The 18,146-nt window shown below is 62.7% G+C and carries 16 protein-coding genes; 9 read left to right on the top strand and 7 right to left on the bottom strand.

What is annotated here, in order from left to right; translation table 11 throughout:
• Window positions 1-57: 57 nt before the first annotated feature.
• Genes AZF01_RS03340 through AZF01_RS03350 form a run of 3 tightly spaced genes read left to right on the top strand, consistent with a single transcriptional unit; the run spans window position 58 to window position 2,970 of the window.
• On the top strand, window positions 58-996 hold the full coding sequence (locus AZF01_RS03340; RefSeq protein ID WP_024708803.1) for a carbohydrate ABC transporter permease: 939 nt from the start codon (window positions 58-60) through the stop codon (window positions 994-996).
• The gene (locus tag AZF01_RS03345; protein WP_024708802.1) at window positions 989-1,873 is read left to right on the top strand and encodes a carbohydrate ABC transporter permease; all 885 of its coding nucleotides are present in this window, start codon (window positions 989-991) and stop codon (window positions 1,871-1,873) included. Before AZF01_RS03340 ends, AZF01_RS03345 begins: the two co-directional genes overlap by 8 nt.
• A gap of 20 nt (window positions 1,874-1,893) precedes the next feature.
• Window positions 1,894-2,970, top strand: coding sequence for an ABC transporter ATP-binding protein (locus tag AZF01_RS03350; RefSeq protein ID WP_024708801.1), 1,077 nt, complete (start codon window positions 1,894-1,896; stop codon window positions 2,968-2,970).
• Between the two features lie 12 nt (window positions 2,971-2,982).
• Here the strand turns inward: AZF01_RS03350 and AZF01_RS03355 are convergent, their stop codons facing one another.
• Window positions 2,983-4,410 (bottom strand): aldehyde dehydrogenase family protein, encoded by a 1,428-nt coding sequence (locus tag AZF01_RS03355; RefSeq protein WP_024708800.1) that lies wholly within the window; start codon window positions 4,408-4,410, stop codon window positions 2,983-2,985.
• A 178-nt stretch (window positions 4,411-4,588) separates the two neighbouring features.
• On the bottom strand, window positions 4,589-5,803 hold the full coding sequence (locus tag AZF01_RS03360; RefSeq protein WP_024708799.1) for a ubiquinone biosynthesis hydroxylase: 1,215 nt from the start codon (window positions 5,801-5,803) through the stop codon (window positions 4,589-4,591).
• Window positions 5,804-5,916: 113 nt separating this feature from the next.
• Here AZF01_RS03360 and tesB point away from each other — a divergent pair, with 113 nt between their 5' ends.
• The 6 genes from tesB (at window position 5,917) to xth (ending at window position 13,560) form a co-directional block, all read left to right on the top strand.
• Window positions 5,917-6,807, top strand: coding sequence for an acyl-CoA thioesterase II (tesB, locus tag AZF01_RS03365; protein ID WP_024708798.1), 891 nt, complete (start codon window positions 5,917-5,919; stop codon window positions 6,805-6,807).
• A gap of 353 nt (window positions 6,808-7,160) precedes the next feature.
• Window positions 7,161-7,511 (top strand): P-II family nitrogen regulator, encoded by a 351-nt coding sequence (locus AZF01_RS03370; protein WP_018064835.1) that lies wholly within the window; start codon window positions 7,161-7,163, stop codon window positions 7,509-7,511.
• Window positions 7,512-7,533: 22 nt separating this feature from the next.
• Window positions 7,534-8,862: an ammonium transporter gene (locus AZF01_RS03375; protein ID WP_024708797.1), complete on the top strand. Its 1,329-nt coding sequence runs from the start codon at window positions 7,534-7,536 to the stop codon at window positions 8,860-8,862.
• Between the two features lie 219 nt (window positions 8,863-9,081).
• Window positions 9,082-11,811: a DNA translocase FtsK gene (locus AZF01_RS03380; protein WP_024708796.1), complete on the top strand. Its 2,730-nt coding sequence runs from the start codon at window positions 9,082-9,084 to the stop codon at window positions 11,809-11,811.
• 99 nt (window positions 11,812-11,910) lie between these two features.
• Window positions 11,911-12,642, top strand: a complete 732-nt coding sequence (locus AZF01_RS03385; protein WP_051424093.1) for an outer membrane lipoprotein carrier protein LolA — start codon at window positions 11,911-11,913, stop codon at window positions 12,640-12,642.
• Window positions 12,643-12,756: 114 nt separating this feature from the next.
• Window positions 12,757-13,560: an exodeoxyribonuclease III gene (gene xth, locus AZF01_RS03390; protein WP_156484718.1), complete on the top strand. Its 804-nt coding sequence runs from the start codon at window positions 12,757-12,759 to the stop codon at window positions 13,558-13,560.
• Here xth and AZF01_RS03395 read toward each other — a convergent pair.
• From AZF01_RS03395 to AZF01_RS03415, 5 genes are all read right to left on the bottom strand, one after another.
• Window positions 13,545-14,231 (bottom strand): ceramidase domain-containing protein, encoded by a 687-nt coding sequence (locus tag AZF01_RS03395; RefSeq protein ID WP_024708935.1) that lies wholly within the window; start codon window positions 14,229-14,231, stop codon window positions 13,545-13,547. The genes xth and AZF01_RS03395 overlap by 16 nt on opposite strands.
• 3 nt (window positions 14,232-14,234) lie before the next feature.
• Window positions 14,235-15,101, bottom strand: a complete 867-nt coding sequence (locus tag AZF01_RS03400) for an SDR family oxidoreductase (protein ID WP_024708934.1) — start codon at window positions 15,099-15,101, stop codon at window positions 14,235-14,237.
• Window positions 15,092-16,231, bottom strand: coding sequence for a tRNA epoxyqueuosine(34) reductase QueG (gene queG, locus AZF01_RS03405; RefSeq protein ID WP_152534571.1), 1,140 nt, complete (start codon window positions 16,229-16,231; stop codon window positions 15,092-15,094). Before queG ends, AZF01_RS03400 begins: the two co-directional genes overlap by 10 nt.
• A gap of 50 nt (window positions 16,232-16,281) precedes the next feature.
• On the bottom strand, window positions 16,282-16,974 hold the full coding sequence (locus tag AZF01_RS03410; protein WP_024708932.1) for a glutathione S-transferase family protein: 693 nt from the start codon (window positions 16,972-16,974) through the stop codon (window positions 16,282-16,284).
• Between the two features lie 246 nt (window positions 16,975-17,220).
• Window positions 17,221-18,075: an undecaprenyl-diphosphate phosphatase gene (locus AZF01_RS03415; RefSeq protein ID WP_024708931.1), complete on the bottom strand. Its 855-nt coding sequence runs from the start codon at window positions 18,073-18,075 to the stop codon at window positions 17,221-17,223.
• Between the last annotated feature and the right edge of the window lie 71 nt (window positions 18,076-18,146).

The raw sequence follows: 18,146 nt of genomic DNA on the forward strand, positions 1-18,146 counted from the left end.
CCTGCCCAGGGAAAATGGCGCTTCCACGCCGCCGAAAAAGCTCGCGGGAACATCCATATGACGACGACCGACTCCATCCTGCCGCCGCCCGTCGGCGCTGCGCCTCCGGGCAGACCCAGAAGGCGGCGCTCGCTTGCCCACACCAAGCTGCCGGTGCTGGTCATCTTCCTGCCGCCGGCCTTGCTGCTCTTCACCGTTCTGGTGATCTTGCCGATGGGCGAAGCGGCCTGGTACTCCTTCTTCCATTGGAACGGCTACGGCGCTCCCTCGAAATGGGTCGACTTCCGCAACTACCAGCTCATTTTCCGCAACGCCGCCTTCAAGACGGCGCTGATCAACAACTTCCTCATCATCTTCGTCTCGATCGTCATTCAGCTGCCGCTGGCGCTGTGGCTGGCGACCATGGTGACCAAACGGATCAAGGGCGCGCTGTTCTTCCGGCTGATCTTCTTTCTGCCCTATGTGCTTGCCGATGTCGCCGCCGGCATGATCTGGCGCTTCGTCTATGACGGCGATTTCGGTCTGGTCGCGGGCATCTGGCATTTCTTCGGCGCGGAGCCGCCGTTCCTGCTGGCGGATCCCGACACCGCCATGCCTGCGATCCTCGCCGTTGTCGTGTGGAAGTATTTCGGCTTTCACATGATGCTGTTCATCGCCGGCCTTCAGGCGATCGACCGCAGTATTCTGGAGGCTGCCGATATCGACGGGGCGACCGGCTGGCAGAAGTTCCGGCTGGTGACGCTCCCGATGCTTGGCTCCACCGTCAGGCTCTCGGTGTTCTTCGCCGTCATCGGCTCGCTGCAGCTCTTCGATCTGATCATGCCGCTGACGGGCGGCGGCCCATCGAACTCGACCCAGACCATGGTGACCTTTCTCTACAATTTCGGGGTTACCCGCATGCAGGTCGGTTTCGGCAGCGCCGTCGGCGTCATCCTGTTCGTCATCTGCGTCACGCTGGCCTTCGGCTACAAACGGATATTCATGAAAAATGACTGAGATCTCCGAAAGCGCACCGATCGATGCCGCGAAATCGGGCGGCGAGGGCCGAAAACTCTCCGTCAGCACGCAGACCTATGTCTATGTCTCGCTGTTGATCGTCGCCGGTATCGTCGTGGTGCCTCTGCTGACGACGGCGCTCGGCGGGTTCAAGACCCTGCCGGACCTGCGCGGCAATCCCTTCGGCCTGCCAGGCGAATGGCAGTGGAGCAACTACACGGATATTCTTCTGTCGCAGCGCTACTGGCTGCAGATGGGCAACTCGCTGCTGATTGCGGCGGTGACCGTGTTCCTCACTATCGTCTTTGCCGCCTGCGCCGCCTTCTGCTTCGCCCATGTGCGGTTCTTCGGCGCCGACTACCTGCTCAACTATTTTCTCATCGGCCTGATGTTTCCGGCGGCGACGGCCATTCTGCCGCTCTATATCCGCATCCGCGACCTCGGCCTGCTCGACACCTACTGGGGCGTAATCCTGCCGCAGGTCGCCTTCGGCCTCGGCATGAGCATCCTTCTGTTCCGCAACTATTTCCGCAACCTGCCGGAAGAGCTGTTCGATGCCGCCTTTGTCGATGGTTGCGGCTATATCGGCTTTTTCTGGCATGTGACCATGCCGCTGTCGCGACCGATCATCGCGACCGTCGGCATCATCGCCTTCGTCCAGAGCTGGAACAGCTACATCATTCCGCTGATCATGCTGAACACGGAAAACCGCTACCCCTGGCCGCTCGGGATCATGGTCTACAAGGGCGAGTTCGCGACCGAGTGGCAACTCGTGCTCGCCTTTATCACGCTCACCATCCTGCCGACGGTGATCGCCTTCTTCGTCGCCCAGAAACACATCATTGCCGGGCTCACCGCCGGCGCCGTCAAGTCGTGAACCCGGGGAGCTTGATCAATATGGCATCCGTCACCCTCAATACTGTCAGAAAGTCCTACGGCGCGCTCGAGGTGATCCACGGCGTCTCGCTCGACATTCAGGATGGCGAATTCGTGGCCCTTGTCGGTCCGTCCGGCTGCGGCAAGTCCACGCTGTTGCGCATGATCGCGGGGCTGGAGGAAATTACCGGCGGGGACATTTCCATCGGCGGCGAGATCGTCAACGACCTGACGCCGCGCGAGCGCAACATCGCCATGGTGTTCCAGTCCTATGCGCTCTATCCGCACATGACGGTGGCCGAGAACATGGGCTTCAACCTGCGCCTTGCCAAGCGTCCCAAGGCGGAGATCGAGGAACGGGTAGGGGAGGCGGCGCGCATGCTTGATCTGACGGCGCTTCTTGACCGCAAGCCCTCGCAGCTTTCCGGCGGCCAGCGCCAGCGCGTTGCCATGGGCCGCGCCGTGGTGCGCAATCCGGCCGTCTTCCTGTTTGACGAGCCGTTGTCGAACCTTGACGCCAAGCTTCGGGTGCAGATGCGTTCGGAGATCAAGACGCTGCACCAGCGCGTCGAGACCACTTCCATTTATGTCACCCACGACCAGATCGAGGCGATGACGCTCGCCGACCGCGTGGTGGTCCTGAACAAGGGGCATATCGAGCAGCAGGGCACGCCGCTCGAACTCTACAAGAAACCGGCGAACCTGTTTGTTGCCGCCTTCATCGGCTCGCCGGCGATGAACCTTCTGCCGGCGATCATCGAGGCGGACGAGGGCGTGCCCTCGGTGCGCTTTTCCGATGGCACGCTGCTGCCGATCTCGAAGAGCCACCACGGCATCGCCCGCGGCCAGAAGGTGACGGTGGGACTTCGCCCCGAACATCTGAACCCGGATATCGGCAATGGCGCGGTGATCAAGGGGACCGCGCTTCTGGTGGAACCGACCGGCGCACAGAGCCATGTCGTTTTCGAGCTTGGCGGCCAGCAGGTCACCGCGATCATCGATGGCGAGCGCGAGATCCATCACGACGACCCGTTCGAGGCGAAGATCGACCCCGAACGGGTTCACATTTTCGATGCGGAAACCGGCGCAGCGCTTTGAGCGCAGGGCGGCTTACGGCTGCCAGCCGACAATACCCTTGATTTCGAGGAAATCGTCGATCGCCCAGTCGGCATATTCGCGGCCGTTGCCGGACTGCTTGTAGCCGCCAAAGGGGGCCATCGTGTCCCAGTCGGGGTAGTTGAGATAGACCGATCCGGCGCGGATGCGCCGGGCAACGGCCCGGGCATGTTCGAGATTGCCCGACTGGACATAGGCGCCAAGCCCGTAAACCGTGTCATTGGCGATTGCGACGGCCTCGTCCTCGTTCTCATAGGGCAGGATTGACAGCACGGGCCCGAAGATTTCCTCGCGCGCGATCGTCATGTCGTTCTTCACATGGGCGAAAACCGTGGGGCGGACATAATAGCCGCGCTCAAGGCCTTCCGGCTTGCCGGGGCCGCCCGTGACCAGCGTCGCGCCTTCGGCAATGCCCGTCTCGATCAGGCGCTGGATCTTGTCATATTGCTGTTTCGAGACCACCGGGCCAAGCATGCTCGTCTCCGCGCGCGGATCGCCGGTGACATGGCTCTCGGCCGCTGCCCTGGCGTAGGCCAGCGCCTCGTCGTGGCGGTCGGCGGGCACCAGCATGCGGGTGGGCGCATCGCAGGACTGGCCGGAATTCTCAAAGCAGGAGGCGACGCCGGAGCGTACGGCCGCTTCAAGATCGGCATCGGGCAGGATGATGTTCGGGGACTTGCCGCCGAGTTCCTGCGCCACGCGCTTGACGGTATCGGCCGCCGTCTTGGCAACGATGATGCCGGCGCGGGTGGACCCGGTGAAGGACACCATATCGACGTCCTTGTGGCCGGACATGACCTGGCCGACATCGGGCCCGGTGCCCTGCACCATGTTATAGACGCCCTTCGGCGTGCCGGCCGCTTCCATCACCTCGGAGAAGATAACGCCGGAGATCGGCGCGATCTCGGAGGGTTTCAGCACCATGGTGCAGCCGGCGGCGATTGCCGGCGCCACCTTGCAGACGATCTGGTTCAGGGGCCAGTTCCAGGGCGTGATCAGCGCGCAGACGCCGATCGGCTCGCGCAGGATCATCGCCTTGCCGCGCGGCTTCTCGAACTCAAAATCCTCAAGCGCCCTGATCGTCGCTTCCAGGTGACCGCGCCCGGCGGCGGCCTGGGAGCCGCGGGCAAAGCCGATCGGCGCGCCCATTTCGCGGCTGACGGCCTCGGCAATATCGTCGTATCGGTCGTTATAGGCTTCAAGGATACGCCTGAGGAGGGCGAGCCGTTCGTCCTTCGTGGTCAGGCAAAAGGTTTCGAACGCCGCTCTGGCGGCGACCACCGCCCGGTCGACATCGCCAGCCGCGCCGATGGAGATGGACGTGAAGGCCTCCTCGGTGGCGGGGTTGATCACATCCAGCGTTTTCGGCGTGATCGGGTCCACCCAGGCGCCGTCGATGAAGAATTTGAGATTGTCGGTCATGGCCTCGCTCCCTGGCGTATCGGCCCGAAAATCGGAATTGATTTTCGGAAAGCACGATGCGCAGATTCAATAGGCTAGAGCGTCCTTTGTGCGTCCGAATGGACGCACGGCGCTCTAGAAAAATGCCTCGCCCGGACGAGGTGCCCGGACGCTTTGATGCGGTGTTGCTCCGGGATCGTCAGAGCGGCTCGCCGGCCAGAAGCTTCGGCTTGTCGTGCATGGTCCGCCCGGCGGCTTCCTCGATGAAATAGCGCTTCAGGCCGGGCATGCGGTCCACGACCCCGAGGCCGAAATCGCGGGCGACACGCAAGGGGCCGATGTCATTGGAGAAAAGCCGGTTGAGGACGTCCGTGGTCATGCCCATGCGCACCGTATCGAAGCGGCGCCAGCGCTGATAGCGCTCCAGCGTATCCATCGCGCCGATGTCGAGCCCCATCCGGTCGGCCTCGACGATGGTTTCGGCCAGCGCCGCCACATCCTTGAAGCCGAGATTGAGGCCCTGGCCGGAAATCGGATGGATGCCGTGGGCGGCATCGCCGGCAAGCGCAAGGCGCGGCGCGATGAAGGCGCGCGACAGCGTGAGGCCAAGCGGGAAGGCTCGTCTGCCGCCGGCGAGCGAGAGCTTGCCGAGATGATGTCCGAAACGGCGCTCGAGTTCGACCTCGAACACCATGTCGTCGCTTTCGACCAGACGTTTGGCGTCGTCCGTGCGCTCGGTCCAGACCAGCGACGAACGGTTGCCCTTTAGCGGCAGGATGGCGAAGGGGCCGGCCGGCAGGAAATGTTCCTCCGCGCGGCCATTATGCGGGCGCTCATGGGAAACGGTGGTGACGATGCCGGACTGGCCGTAATCGAATTTCACCGTCTTGATGCCCGCCATGTCCCTGAGCCGCGAGCGCACGCCGTCGCAAGCGACGACGAGCCGCGTGGCGATCTCCTCGCCGCCGGCAAGCGTGATCCTCGCATGGCCGCCATTGTTCTCGAAGGCCGTGACGGCAGCCCCGTGGCGGATGGCAATACCGAGTTCGTCCGCCTTCTGCCGGAGCGCGCGGACCATGGAGACGTTCGGGATCATGTAGGCGAAGGGTTCATTCGTCGCGGCGCGGTCGGCAAAGGTCAGGAAGACCGGCTTCACCGGCTCGCCGGTCTTCGAATCGGTGACGACCATGTCGTTGATCGGCTGGGCGTCGTCCTTGATGTCGTCCCAGAGTTCCAGCGTCTTCAGCATGTTGATCGCGGCCGCGATGATCGCCGAGGCGCGCTCGTCCTTCTGCCAGACATGCTCGGGGGCGGCTTCCATCAGCTCGATATCGAGGTGCGGCGCTGCCGTCTTGACGGCAACGGCGACGCTGAGGCCGACATAGCCACCGCCGACGATGATGATGTCCTTCATTTCGCGCTCCCTTCCGGTCCTGCCGGCATTGGCTTCAGGTCTCTCGATCAGCACCTTCGAAGCTGCTATACGGCATTGCAATACGTCAAGCGGTATATAGGGAAGCGTTCCGGATGTCACAGGCCAATCATGCCCAAAGCGACAGCGTGCTTGCAGATCTGCTCGATCTGGAGCGGCTGGAGGAGAATCTTTATCGCGGGCAGAGCCCTGTCACGACATGGCAGCGCGTTTTCGGCGGGCAGGTGGTGGCGCAGTCGCTCGTCGCCGCCCAGCGCACAGTTCCGGCCGGCCGCTTCGTCCACTCGCTGCATGGCTATTTCATGCGGCCTGGCGATACCAGGGTGCCGATCGTCTTCCAGGTGGAGCGCCTGCGCGACGGGCGCAGCTTTTCCACCCGCAATGTCCGCGCCATCCAGCACGGCGAGCCGATTTTCATCATGGCGGCCTCCTTCCAGATCGAGGAGGAAGGATTTGACCACCAGGACGTGATGCCGGACGTGCCGCCGCCGGAGGAACTGGTCGCCAGCGACATCATGAACGATGCCGAACACGCGCCCGCGCCGATCCGCCACTACTGGAAGCGCGAAAGGCCGATCGAGTTGCGCCCCGTGGACCTGGAGCAGTTCCTGTGGCGCAAGAAGCGCTCGCCGCGCCAGAGCATCTGGATCCGCGGCAATGGCGCGCCGCCCAAGGGCCGCGCCTACCAGACGGCATTCCTGTCCTATATGTCAGACATGACGCTTCTCGACACGACGCTCTATCCGCACGAAAGCTCGGTGTTTTCCGACGGCATCCAGGGAGCGAGCCTCGATCACGCGGTCTGGTTCCACCGCCCCTTCGATATTTCCGACTGGCTTCTCTACGTGCATGAAAGCCCTTCGGCAAACGGCGCGCGCGGCCTTGCCTATGGCAAGATCTTCGCCCGCGACGGCACGCTCGTGGCCTCCGTTGCCCAGGAAGGGCTGATCCGGCTCAACGCGAATGTGCGGCCTTTCTACGAGTGAGCCTCTCCGGAGGCGCGCCGCCGTTTCGGCGCTCGCGCTCGCGCTGGAACAGCGCGATTCATGCTTGTGCAGCGATGCGGATCGGCCGGTTCCGCGCGGGGTTTTTGCGGCCCATCCAGGTGAATGCATAAATTTTAGGCATTTGCCGTGATTTGCGCACATCCGCGTGCCAATGCCGCCGCAATTTTGCCTCTATATGGATTCGCGCATAAAATATCCATTGATATCAATTCTTTATGAGAAAACTTCGAATCTGGCACGGTCTTTGTATGTCTCTTATAGGCCGCTGACGGATTCGCCTGTCCAAGCGGTAAGGAGATTCGGTTCCTCCGGGAGCCGAGGGTAAACAAAGGATGGGAAACCAGATGAAAATTGTGATGGCCATCATAAAGCCGTTCAAGCTGGATGAGGTGCGTGAGGCCCTCACCGCTGTCGGCATTCAGGGCCTGACCGTTACCGAGGTCAAGGGGTACGGTCGGCAGAAGGGGCACACCGAGATTTATCGCGGCACGGAATATGCCGTCAGCTTTCTTCCCAAGCTGAAGATCGAAGTCGCGGTTGCTGCCGATGTGGTTGAGAAGGCTGTCGAGGCGATCGCCTCCTCCGCGAAGACCGGCCAGATCGGTGACGGCAAGATCTTTGTCTATTCCATCGAACAGGCCGTGCGCATCCGCACCGGCGAAACCGATTCCGAAGCGCTGTAAGACAGCAGGGGGTAATCAGTCTATGTCTTCCAAACTCAAACTCTTTGCGGGCGTCACGGCGGTTGCGGCAGCTTCCTTTGCCCTTCCCGCGCTGGCTCAGGACGAAACCGTAATCGACCTGACGACGGCAACCGGCGTTTCGCCGGCGACCGCTGAAATCCTCAACACCATGCTGTTCCTCATCGGCGGCTTCCTCGTCATGTGGATGGCAGCCGGCTTCGCCATGCTCGAAATGGGCCTGGTGCGCAAGAAGAACGCCTCCATGCAGGGCCTGAAGAACATCGCCCTCTATTCGGTCGGCGGCATCATGTTCTGGTTCACCGGCTACAACCTGATGTATACCGGCGTTGACGGCGGCTTCATGGGCTCGTTCGGTCCCTACGTCTTCCCGGGTCCCGGCATGGATGATGGTTCGGCCGGCTATTCGGTCGCGTCCGACTGGTTCTTCCAGATGGTCTTCTGCGCCACGACCGCCTCGATCGTCTCGGGTACGGTTGCCGAGCGTATCAAGTTCTGGCCCTTCATTATCTTCACCGTCGTTCTGACCGGTATCCTCTATCCGATCACCGGTTCGTGGGAATGGGGCGGCGGCTGGCTCGACGGCATGGGCTTCTCCGACTTCGCCGGTTCGACGCTGGTTCACTCGGTCGGCGGCTGGGCCGCCCTCGCCGGTGCTCTGGTTCTCGGCTCGCGTACGGGCAAATACGGCGCGGACGGTTCCGTTCACCCGATGCCGGGCTCCAACATTCCGCTCGCCGTTCTCGGTACCTTCATCCTGTGGCTCGGCTGGTTTGGCTTCAACGGCGCGTCGCAGCTTGCCATCGGCTCGATCGCCGATGCCGGCGACGTCTCCAAGATCTTCGTCAACACCAACCTGGCCGCAGCCGCCGGTGCCGTTGTCGCGATGATCCTTCTGCAGATCATCTACAAGAAGGTCGACGTCACCATGGTCCTCAACGGCGCGCTTGCCGGTCTGGTCTCGATCACGGCCGAACCGCTGACGCCGACCGTTCCGGCCGCTCTCGCAATCGGCGCCGTGGGCGGCTTGATCGTCGTCGTCTTCGTTCCGCTGCTCGACAAGCTGAAGATCGACGATGTTGTCGGCGCGATCCCGGTTCACCTGATCGCCGGTATCTGGGGCACGTTCATTGTTGCGGCCACGAATTCGGATGCCACCTTCGGCGTTCAGCTGATCGGCATCGTTGCGATCGGTGCTTTCACCTTCGTCGCATCGCTGATCGTCTGGTTCATCCTCAAGGCCGTCATGGGCATCCGTGTCTCGCCGGAAGAGGAGGCGGACGGGCTCGACAAGTCGGAAGTCGGCGTCGAGGCCTATCCGGAATTCATGTAATTCCGCTTCAAAGCTACGGCCCGTATCATGCGGGCCGCGCGAACCCGGGCGTTTTCGCCCGGGTTTTTTGTTGCGCCGAAGCGATTCCGTTTTCCGATGGTTAAAGAGGCTTTAACCCATCGCTGTTAGCCTGCCGGCGATGCCCATTGTGCCGGCTGCCGAACAGGCGCCGGCGTTGAGGGCGGCCGAATCAGAACAGAGTTTCAGGAACGGACAGACATGGCGGCACGAGCAGAGCGATACGGGGAAAAGAGCAGCGGGGAGTTCTCCTTCACCGGTTTTGTGCGACGCTATGTTGCGGCCCTTTTCGGCTTCGCGCTGTTCGTTGCCCTCTGCATGGCGATCGCCGCGCTTGCGACATGGAATGTCGACGATCCAAGCGGGCTGCACGCCACCGGCCGCCTGCCGACCAATATTCTCGGTTATCCCGGCGCCGATTTCGCCGACATCATGATGCAGTCCTTCGGTCTGGCGAGCGTGTTCGCGCTTCTGCCGGTGCTGTCCTGGGCGCTGGCGCTGATGGCTGGTCGGCCCATCCATCGCAAGCCCTCGCGGCTTTTTGCCTGGTTCGGCGCAGGCCTCGTGACGGCGGCCGTGCTCGGTTGTTTTCCCGCGCCGCCCACTTGGCCGCTGCCGAACGGGCTCGGCGGCGTTGCCGGCGACCTGATCCTGCGCTTTCCGGCGCTGTTCCTCGGTCAGTATCCGGCAGGCGTCGCCGCCATGATTGTCGGCGCGATCTTCGCGGTGCCGGCCCTCTTCCTGCAGCTTTACGCCGCCGGCCTGATCGTGCGCCAGCCGCCGGTCGTTGTCGAAAAGCCCGCTCTCCGGCAGACGGACCATGATCCGGGCGCGCCCTCCGTCGCCGATCTTTCGGAGGAGCGCGACGGCTTCTTCTCGCTCGCGCCGCTCATCGGTCACATGGCGCATTCCTGGTACATCACCCGCGCGCGCCTCAATCGTCTTTTCGCCCGCAAGCGCGTCGATGAAGAAGACGACCTGTTCGACGAGCCCTATGACTTCAATGAGGACAGTTTCGAACGTCTCGACGAAGAGGAGCGTCCGTCCTACCAGCGTCGCGGCGAGCCAAGCCTCGTTGACCCGGAAGCGCGGCGCGAACGCGGCTACGCGCCCATCGACCCGCCGCCCTTCGACTATGACGGGGCGAACGGCGGCTTCGATCCCGGCTATGACGAGGATGATGACGATGACTATCTGCCCGACGGCGTGCTGAGCGCCGATTTCGATATGCCGGCCGCGCGCCGAACCGGCGCGGAGGGGCGCGATCGCCAGGCGGAAAGCAGCACGGCCGTCGCCCGCGAAGCCTCGCGAGCCCCTGTCGTTGCCGCCCCGGCCCCGCCGCCGCGACCGGCAAGCGCCGAGACCGCCCGCCGCCCGTCGCGCGCGGGCCATCATCACGTCGGCCATTTCGAACTGCCCTCCCACAGCCTGCTCGCCGAACCCAAGGGACTTGCCCGCGACAAGGCGCTGTCGAAGGACGTGCTGGAGGACAATGCCCGCACGCTGGAAAAGGTGCTGGAGGATTTCGGCGTCAAGGGCGAGATCATTCATGTGCGGCCGGGGCCGGTCGTCACCCTTTACGAACTGGAGCCCGCGCCCGGCATCAAGTCGTCGCGCGTCATCGGCCTTGCCGATGATATCGCCCGCTCGATGGCGGCGATCTCGGCCCGCGTCGCCGTCATTCCCGGGCGCAACGCCATCGGCATCGAATTGCCGAACCCCCATCGCGAAACCGTGTTCCTGCGCGAAATCATTGCCAGCCGGGATTTCGAGAGTTCCAAGGCCAAACTCGCCATGGCGCTCGGCAAGACCATCGGCGGCGAAAGCGTCACCGTCGACCTTACCAAGATGCCGCATCTGCTGATCGCCGGCACCACGGGCTCCGGTAAGTCGGTCGCGGTCAACACCATGATCCTGTCGCTGCTCTACCGGCTGACGCCGGATGAGTGCCGGCTGATCATGATCGATCCGAAAATGCTCGAGCTTTCGGTCTATGACGGTATTCCGCATCTTCTGTCGCCGGTCGTCACAGACCCGAAAAAGGCGGTCGTCGCGCTCAAATGGACCGTGCGCGAGATGGAAGAGCGTTACAAGAACATGGCGAAGCTCGGCGTGCGCAATATCGACGGCTTCAACAGCCGCGTGCGCCAGGCCGCCGAGAAGGGCGAGACGCTGTCGCGCACCGTCCAGACCGGCTTCGACCGCGAGACCGGCGAGGCGATCTACGAGACCGAGGAATTCGATCTCGAGCCGATGCCCTATATCGTCGTCATCATCGACGAGATGGCCGACCTGATGATGGTCGCCGGCAAGGATATCGAAGGCGCCGTCCAGCGTCTGGCGCAGATGGCGCGCGCGGCCGGTATCCACGTCATCATGGCGACGCAGAGACCCTCTGTGGATGTCATCACCGGCACGATCAAGGCGAACTTTCCGACGCGCATCTCCTTCCAGGTGACGTCCAAGATCGACAGCCGCACCATTCTGGGCGAGCAGGGCGCCGAACAGCTTCTCGGCCAGGGCGACATGCTGCACATGGCCGGCGGCGGGCGCATCCAGCGCGTCCACGGGCCGTTTGTGTCGGACCCCGAAGTGGAAGAGATCGTCGCCTATCTGAAGACGCAGGGCACGCCCGACTATCTCGACGCCATCACGGCGGATGACGATGACGACATGATCGATTCCGATGGCGGCAGCACCTCGAACCTCTCCAAGTCGGACGATCCCTATGACCAGGCGGTCGCCATCGTTCTGCGCGACGGCAAGGCCTCGACGTCCTACGTCCAGCGCCGCCTCGGCATCGGCTACAATCGCGCGGCCAGCCTGATCGAAAGGATGGAAGACGAGGGCGTGATCGGTCCGGCAAACCACGCGGGCAAACGCGAAATTCTGGTGCCGACGGAGCGCGATATCATTGAAGGGTCCAATTGACGTCCCATCTTTGAATGCACGAACAATCCGGCGTCTGCCCAGAAATAGCCGTCTTGGCCGGGCAGGAAGCGCTTTAACAGAGTTTCAGGATATTGACAGATGAGTGACCGCAACGTGACCACGCCCCGAAACGCCACACGGTCGCGCCGGCAGTTCATGGGCGGGATCGCAGGCGGCGCGGCAATGTTGTTCTGTGCCGCCGCTCCGACCTTCGCGCAGACATCGGCCGTGCCGCTGCCCACGAAACGCGACGGGTCGCAGCAGGTCGCCCAGGCCGCCACGGCGGCGCCGGCCGATGCCGCGCAGAAGATCGCCAACCATTTCTCCTCGGTGAAGACGATGACCGGCGAGTTCATGCAGTTCGGCCCCCGCGGTGACCAGGCCGGCGGCAAGTTCTATCTGGAGCGCCCGGGCAAGCTGCGCTTCGACTATGATGCGCCATCGACGCTGAAGGTGATCGCCGATGGCCGCAATGTCGCCGTCGGCAATGGCGAGCTTGATACCTGGGACTTCTATCCCCTGTCGCGCACGCCGCTCAGCCTGCTTCTCGCCGATCAGATCGATCTCGAAAACCGAATGGTGCGCGATGTGCGCCAGCAGAGCGGGCTGACGATCATCGTGCTTGGCGACAAGTCGATCTTCGGCGACCAGGTGATCACGCTGATGTTCGACAGCAAGACCTATGAGTTGCGCCAGTGGACCATTACCGACGCCCAGGGCAAGGATACGACCGTGATCCTCTCCAACGTCCGCACCGGCGTCGAATTCGGCCGCTCCGTGTTCCGCATCCCCTACGACCAGATCATGGCAAGCCCAAGTTCGAGCAATTGACGGCCTTCCGGTTGCGCTGAGAATCGCCTATTGCTGATGCCCCCTAGAGCGCCGTGCGTCCATTCGGACGCACAAAGCACGATGCGCCAGGGCAGAGGCAGGAAAGGCGTAGACTTGGAACTGAAGCTTACCACATGGAACATCAACTCGGTGCGCCTGCGCCTGCCGATCGTCAGTGCGTTTCTTGAAGAGCACGCGCCGGATGTTCTTTGCCTTCAGGAGATCAAGTGCCTGAACGGCCAGTTCCCATACAAGGCGCTGCGCGAACTTGGTTATGAGCACATCGCCGTTCACGGCCAGAAGGGCTATCACGGCGTCGCCATCGTATCGCGCCTGCCGTTGGGGGAAGGGTTTTCGACTGATTACTGCGCCATGGGCGACACCCGCCACATCGCGGCGGTGATCGATGTCGGCGGCCGCAGGATCCGCCTGCATAATTTCTATGTGCCGGCCGGCGGCGATGAACCGGATCCGGAGGTCAATCCGAAATTCCGCCACAAGCTCGATTTTCTGGAAGAGATGAAGGCGCTGAAGGCGGATGCCGAGGATGGCGTTAGTTCCATTCTCGTGGGTGATCTCAACATCGCGCCGATGGAGCATGATGTCTGGTCGCACAAGCAACTCCTGAAGGTCGTCAGCCATACGCCGGTGGAAACCGAGGGCATGCGCGACCTGATCGCCGCAGGCGGCTGGACCGACCTGATGCGCCACGTCACGCCTGAGGATGAAAAGCTCTATACCTGGTGGAGCTACCGCGCCAAGGACTGGCGCGCGGCCAATCGCGGCCGCAGGCTCGATCACATCTGGTCGTCGGCCGATCTCGTGCCCGCCTTCCGGCGTTTCGAGATCCTCACCGATGCGCGCGGCTGGGAAAAGCCCTCCGACCATGTGCCGGTGACGGGCTACTTCTCGCTCTGATCAGCCAGGCGGCCTGGCGGCATGGCCTTGACCGCGCCCATCAGCAGAATGCCGAGCACCGTTGCATTGAGGATATGCCAGAGGAAGTGCGTGCCGAGTCCGCCGGTGATCGCGCATGAGGCCTGGTCGAGGCTGCGGAAGGTCAGCGACATGATGAAGATCGCAGTGGCGCCGGCGAAATAGCGCCACACCGGATGACCGCGATAAGCGGCGATCGCGCTGGCAAGCGCCATGGCGATCAGCGCCGGCGCATATTGCAGCGAGCCGTTGAGCGGTGCGCCGTCTCGCCCCAAGAGCCCCACGAGATAGACCACCGCCACGAAACCGAACAGCGTCGCCACCATGTAGCCGATGATGTCGAAGGTCCTGCCGCCGGTTGTTCTGATAAAGATCAGAAGGATATAGACGAAGAAGAAGAGCCAGATCGGAATGACGTCCAGCGCGCCGGAAAGAGGGGTTGCCAGCGTGTGGAACAGGAACGAACCGATGCCGATGGCGAAGACGAGCGCGATCACCGCGAGTTCTATCAGGGAACGCTCCGCGCGATGCCAGGTCTTCGGCCAGGCGATCGCCGCCGCGATGATGAAGGCAAGGTTGGTGAGCGCGTTGACCGGCTCGTTCCAGAAGCCGGCCGCCGTCCGCTCGCAGTAGAGATCGACGAAATTCTCCATCCCTCAATACGCCTTCATGTCCCACATCTGCCTGAGCGATTGCCGGTAGTTGGGAAATTCGAATTCGTAGCCGAGTTTTTTCAGCTTGGCGTTGCTGACGCGCTTGTTCTCGCCCCAGAACGAGCGCGCCATCGGCGAGAGATCTGCGTCCTCGAAGGCGATTTCCGGCGGCGGTTCGATGCCCATCAGCCGGGCGGCCTCCACGATCACGTCCTGCGGCGGCGAAGGTTCGTTGTCGGTGACATTGAAGATGCCGCCGAAGCCGTGCTCGGCCAGGAAGGCGGTTGCGTAACCGATATCCTCGACCCGGATCCGGTTGAAGACCTGGTTTTCCTTGATGATGCGCTTCTGCGTGCCCTCCATCAACCGGCGGAAGGCATTGCGGCCCGGACCGTAAATGCCGGAAAGCCTCAGGATCGCCACCGGAATGCCGTGCCTCTCGCCTGTTTCCAGCCATTGCCGTTCGACTTCGAGCCGTCGCCTGGAACGCCCCGATGCCGGCCGGCATTCCGACGTTTCGTCTACCCAGGCGCCATCATGATCGCCATAGACGCCGACCGTGGAGAGATAGCAGACCCACTGCAGCGACGGCAGTTCGAAATGCACCATGCGACGGGCGATGTTCAGGAGAGGGTCGCCATCCTCGCCAGGCGGTATGGCCTGGACGATGTGGGTCGCCTGGCGCAGCTTGCGGGCAAGCGACCGGTCGATGGTTTCGCCGTCGAAGATGAAGGTTTCGATGCCGCACGCGCCAAGCATGGCGGCGTTCTCGGCCGTCCGCGTCGTGCCGGCGACATGATGGCACGCCGGCGCCAGGGCCGAGGCGATCGCGCGACCGGAATAGCCGGCGCCGAAAACAACTAGATGCATAGCACTTCCTCCTCGCGTTCCCATTCGCGGCGAACATCTTCATCAGTGTCATGTAAGCGCGACTTTGCCAATGCGGCAAATTCCGCTTTCGACAGCAGGCGGGCGAGCGCCCACACCGCCATGGCGCGCACCGCCGCGCTGTCGTCGTCAAGAAGCCGGCGGCACTCCCCTGCGAGATGCGGATGACCGCTGTTGCCGGCGGCGATCAGACAGTTGCGGACGAAACGGTCGCGCCCGATCCGCTTGACCGGCGAACCGGTAAAGAATTTTCGGAAGGCGGCATCGTCAAAACGCAGAAACATCGAAAGTTCCGGGGCTTTCAGATCCTCGCGCGCGGCGAGCTTCATCTCTGAGGCGGTCTCGGCGAACTTGTTCCAGGGGCAGGCGGCCAGGCAATCGTCGCAGCCATAGATGCGGTTACCCATGGCGCTTCTGAATGCTTCAGGGATGACGCCGTGATGCTCGATGGTGAGGTAAGAGATGCAGCGCCGGGCATCCAGCCTGTAGGGCGCGGGAAAGGCCTCGGTCGGGCAGACGTCGAGACAGGCGCGGCAGGAGCCGCAGTGATCCTTCTCAGGGCCATCGGGGACCAGTTCCTCGGTGGTGAAGATCGAGCCGAGAAACAGCCAGGAGCCATAGTCGCGGCTCACCAGATTGGTGTGCTTGCCCTGCCAGCCGATGCCGGCCTTTTCGGCAAGCGGTTTTTCCATCACCGGCGCTGTGTCGACGAAGACCTTCACATCCGCGCCCGAGCGCGCGGCGAACCGGCCCGCCATCTGCTTCAGCTTGCCCTTGATGACATCGTGATAGTCGCGGTTGCGCGCATAGACGGAGATATTGGCGCGGTCGCGCCGCTCCAGCAGCGGGCGAGGGTCCTCGTCCGGTCCGTAGTTCATGGCCAGCATGATGACGGAGCGGGCCTCGGGCCAGAGGCTGAGAGGGGAGGAACGCCGTTCAAGCGTCTCTTCCATCCATGCCATTTCGCCGTGATATCCGTTTTCGACGAAATCCCTCAACGCTGCGGCAGATTCCGGCAGGTCCTCGGCGCGCGCGATCCGGCAGGCATCGAAGCCGATCGCCCGCGCCTCGTCCTTCAGGAAGCGTTTCAGTCTGTCCTGGCGTTCAGCCATTGATCCACCGCTCATATTCCGCCGTTCTGATAAACGTGGCGTCTTGCGGCTCAAAAATCCAGATCGGCGTAATGGGAAACCGGCACGACCCCGCGCACGCGGTCGGCCAGCAGCGCGCGGAAGGCGGGCCGTGATTTCAGCCGCTGGTACCATTCCTTGGCCGCGGGCGCCTCGTCCCAGTTGATCTCGCCCAGATAGTCGAGGGCCGAAATGGCGCCGCCGGCGGAAAGGTCGGCATAGCTCATACGCTTGCCCGCAAGCCAGCCGCGGTTGCCGGCAAGCCAGGCCAGATATTTCATGTGCTGGCGGATATTGGCGCGCGCAGCCCGCAGGATGCGCGAATCGGGCGCGCCCCCGCCATGCTCGCTCCCCATCTGCAGCTTGTAGACCCGTTCGCGACAGAGCGGATAGGTCACGTCCTGTTCAAGCTTCAACAGGAACCATTCGGTCAGCCGGCGGATCTCGGCACGCTGGAAGGGTTCCTCGGCCAGAAGCCTGCGCTCGCGCTGCAGCACGCCATGAGTCTCGTCCATGAATTCGGCGATGACGAAGGGGCCGCAGAGCGCGCGCATATTGTCATCGACATAGACCGGCAGCGTTCCGGCCGGATTGGCGGTGAGAAAGGCCTTGCGTTTCTCCCAGGGCCGTTCCTCGATCAGGTCGACGTCGAAAGCATATTCGCCGATGACCAGGCGAATGAAACGCGATGCGGCGGACATGGGGTGATGGTAGAGCGTAGACATCTGGCTTTCGTCGCATGGAACGGGTCGCGGTCATGCCCCCGATCCGGTTTTCAGGCGCGGACAAGAGGTTTGGCGCGGTCGTTCATTCGTGTTCGAGTGGGTCTATTCTATCGCCGAAGGATTAACGATGGGTGACCGGCTAGCGCATCGTGCTTTCAGGAAATCGGAATCGATTCTTGGAAAGCACGATGCGTAGATTCAATAGGTTAGAGCGTCCTTTGTGCGTCCGAATGGACGCACGGCGCTCTAGGCGCCGCCGCCGGGGCTGATCACGCCAAGGGTCAGGAGCACGAGCAGGACCCCGCCCAGGACCACCCGATAGTAGACGAAAGGCATGTAATTGCGGGTGGAAACGAGCTTGAGGAAGAACACGATCACCGCATAGCCGACGACGAAGGCAATCAGGGTCGCAAGCGCTGTCGCGCCCCAGCCGACCGGATTGTCTTCGCCGATGCTCTTGAACAACTGGTAAAAGCCGGAACCGAAAACGGCCGGGACGGCCAGAAGGAAGGAATAGCGCGCCGCCGCTTCACGGGTATAGCCGAGCAGCAGGCCGGCGCTGATCGTGCCGCCCGAGCGCGAGACTCCGGGAATCAGCGCCATGGCCTGGGCAAAACCGTAAAGAATGCCGTCGCGCCAGGAAAGCTTGTCGAGCGTGACCTTCTTGGCACCCACCTTGTCGGCATAGCCCATGATCAGGCCGAAGACGATCAGCATGGTGGCGGTGATATAGAGGTTGCGCAGCGAATGCTCGATCTGGTCCTTGAAAAGCAGGCCGAGAACGACGATCGGTACGGAGCCGATGATGATCAGCCAGCCCATGCGCACGTCTGCCGTAGAATGGCGTCCGGGATAGTCGCCGAGCTTCAGGTTCTTGGCCAGCCAGGCGCTGGCAATACGCATGATGTCGGACCAGAAATAGACGAGAACCGCCGTTTCGGTGCCGATCTGGGTGATCGCCGTAAATGCCGCGCCGGGATCCGCGCCCGAAGGCAGGAACTCGCCGGCAATGCGCAGATGCGCGCTTGAGGAAATGGGAAGAAATTCCGTGAGGCCCTGCAACAGGCCGAGAAAGGCGGCTTCGATCCAACCGATATCCATGCGCTTGAAAAATCCCTGCTCACTGAAAGACTGTCATTGAAAACGCGATCTTGAAAAACAAGCGGTCCGTC

It is taken from the genome of Martelella sp. AD-3 (genome assembly GCF_001578105.1).
Lineage (GTDB): Bacteria > Pseudomonadota > Alphaproteobacteria > Rhizobiales > Rhizobiaceae > Martelella.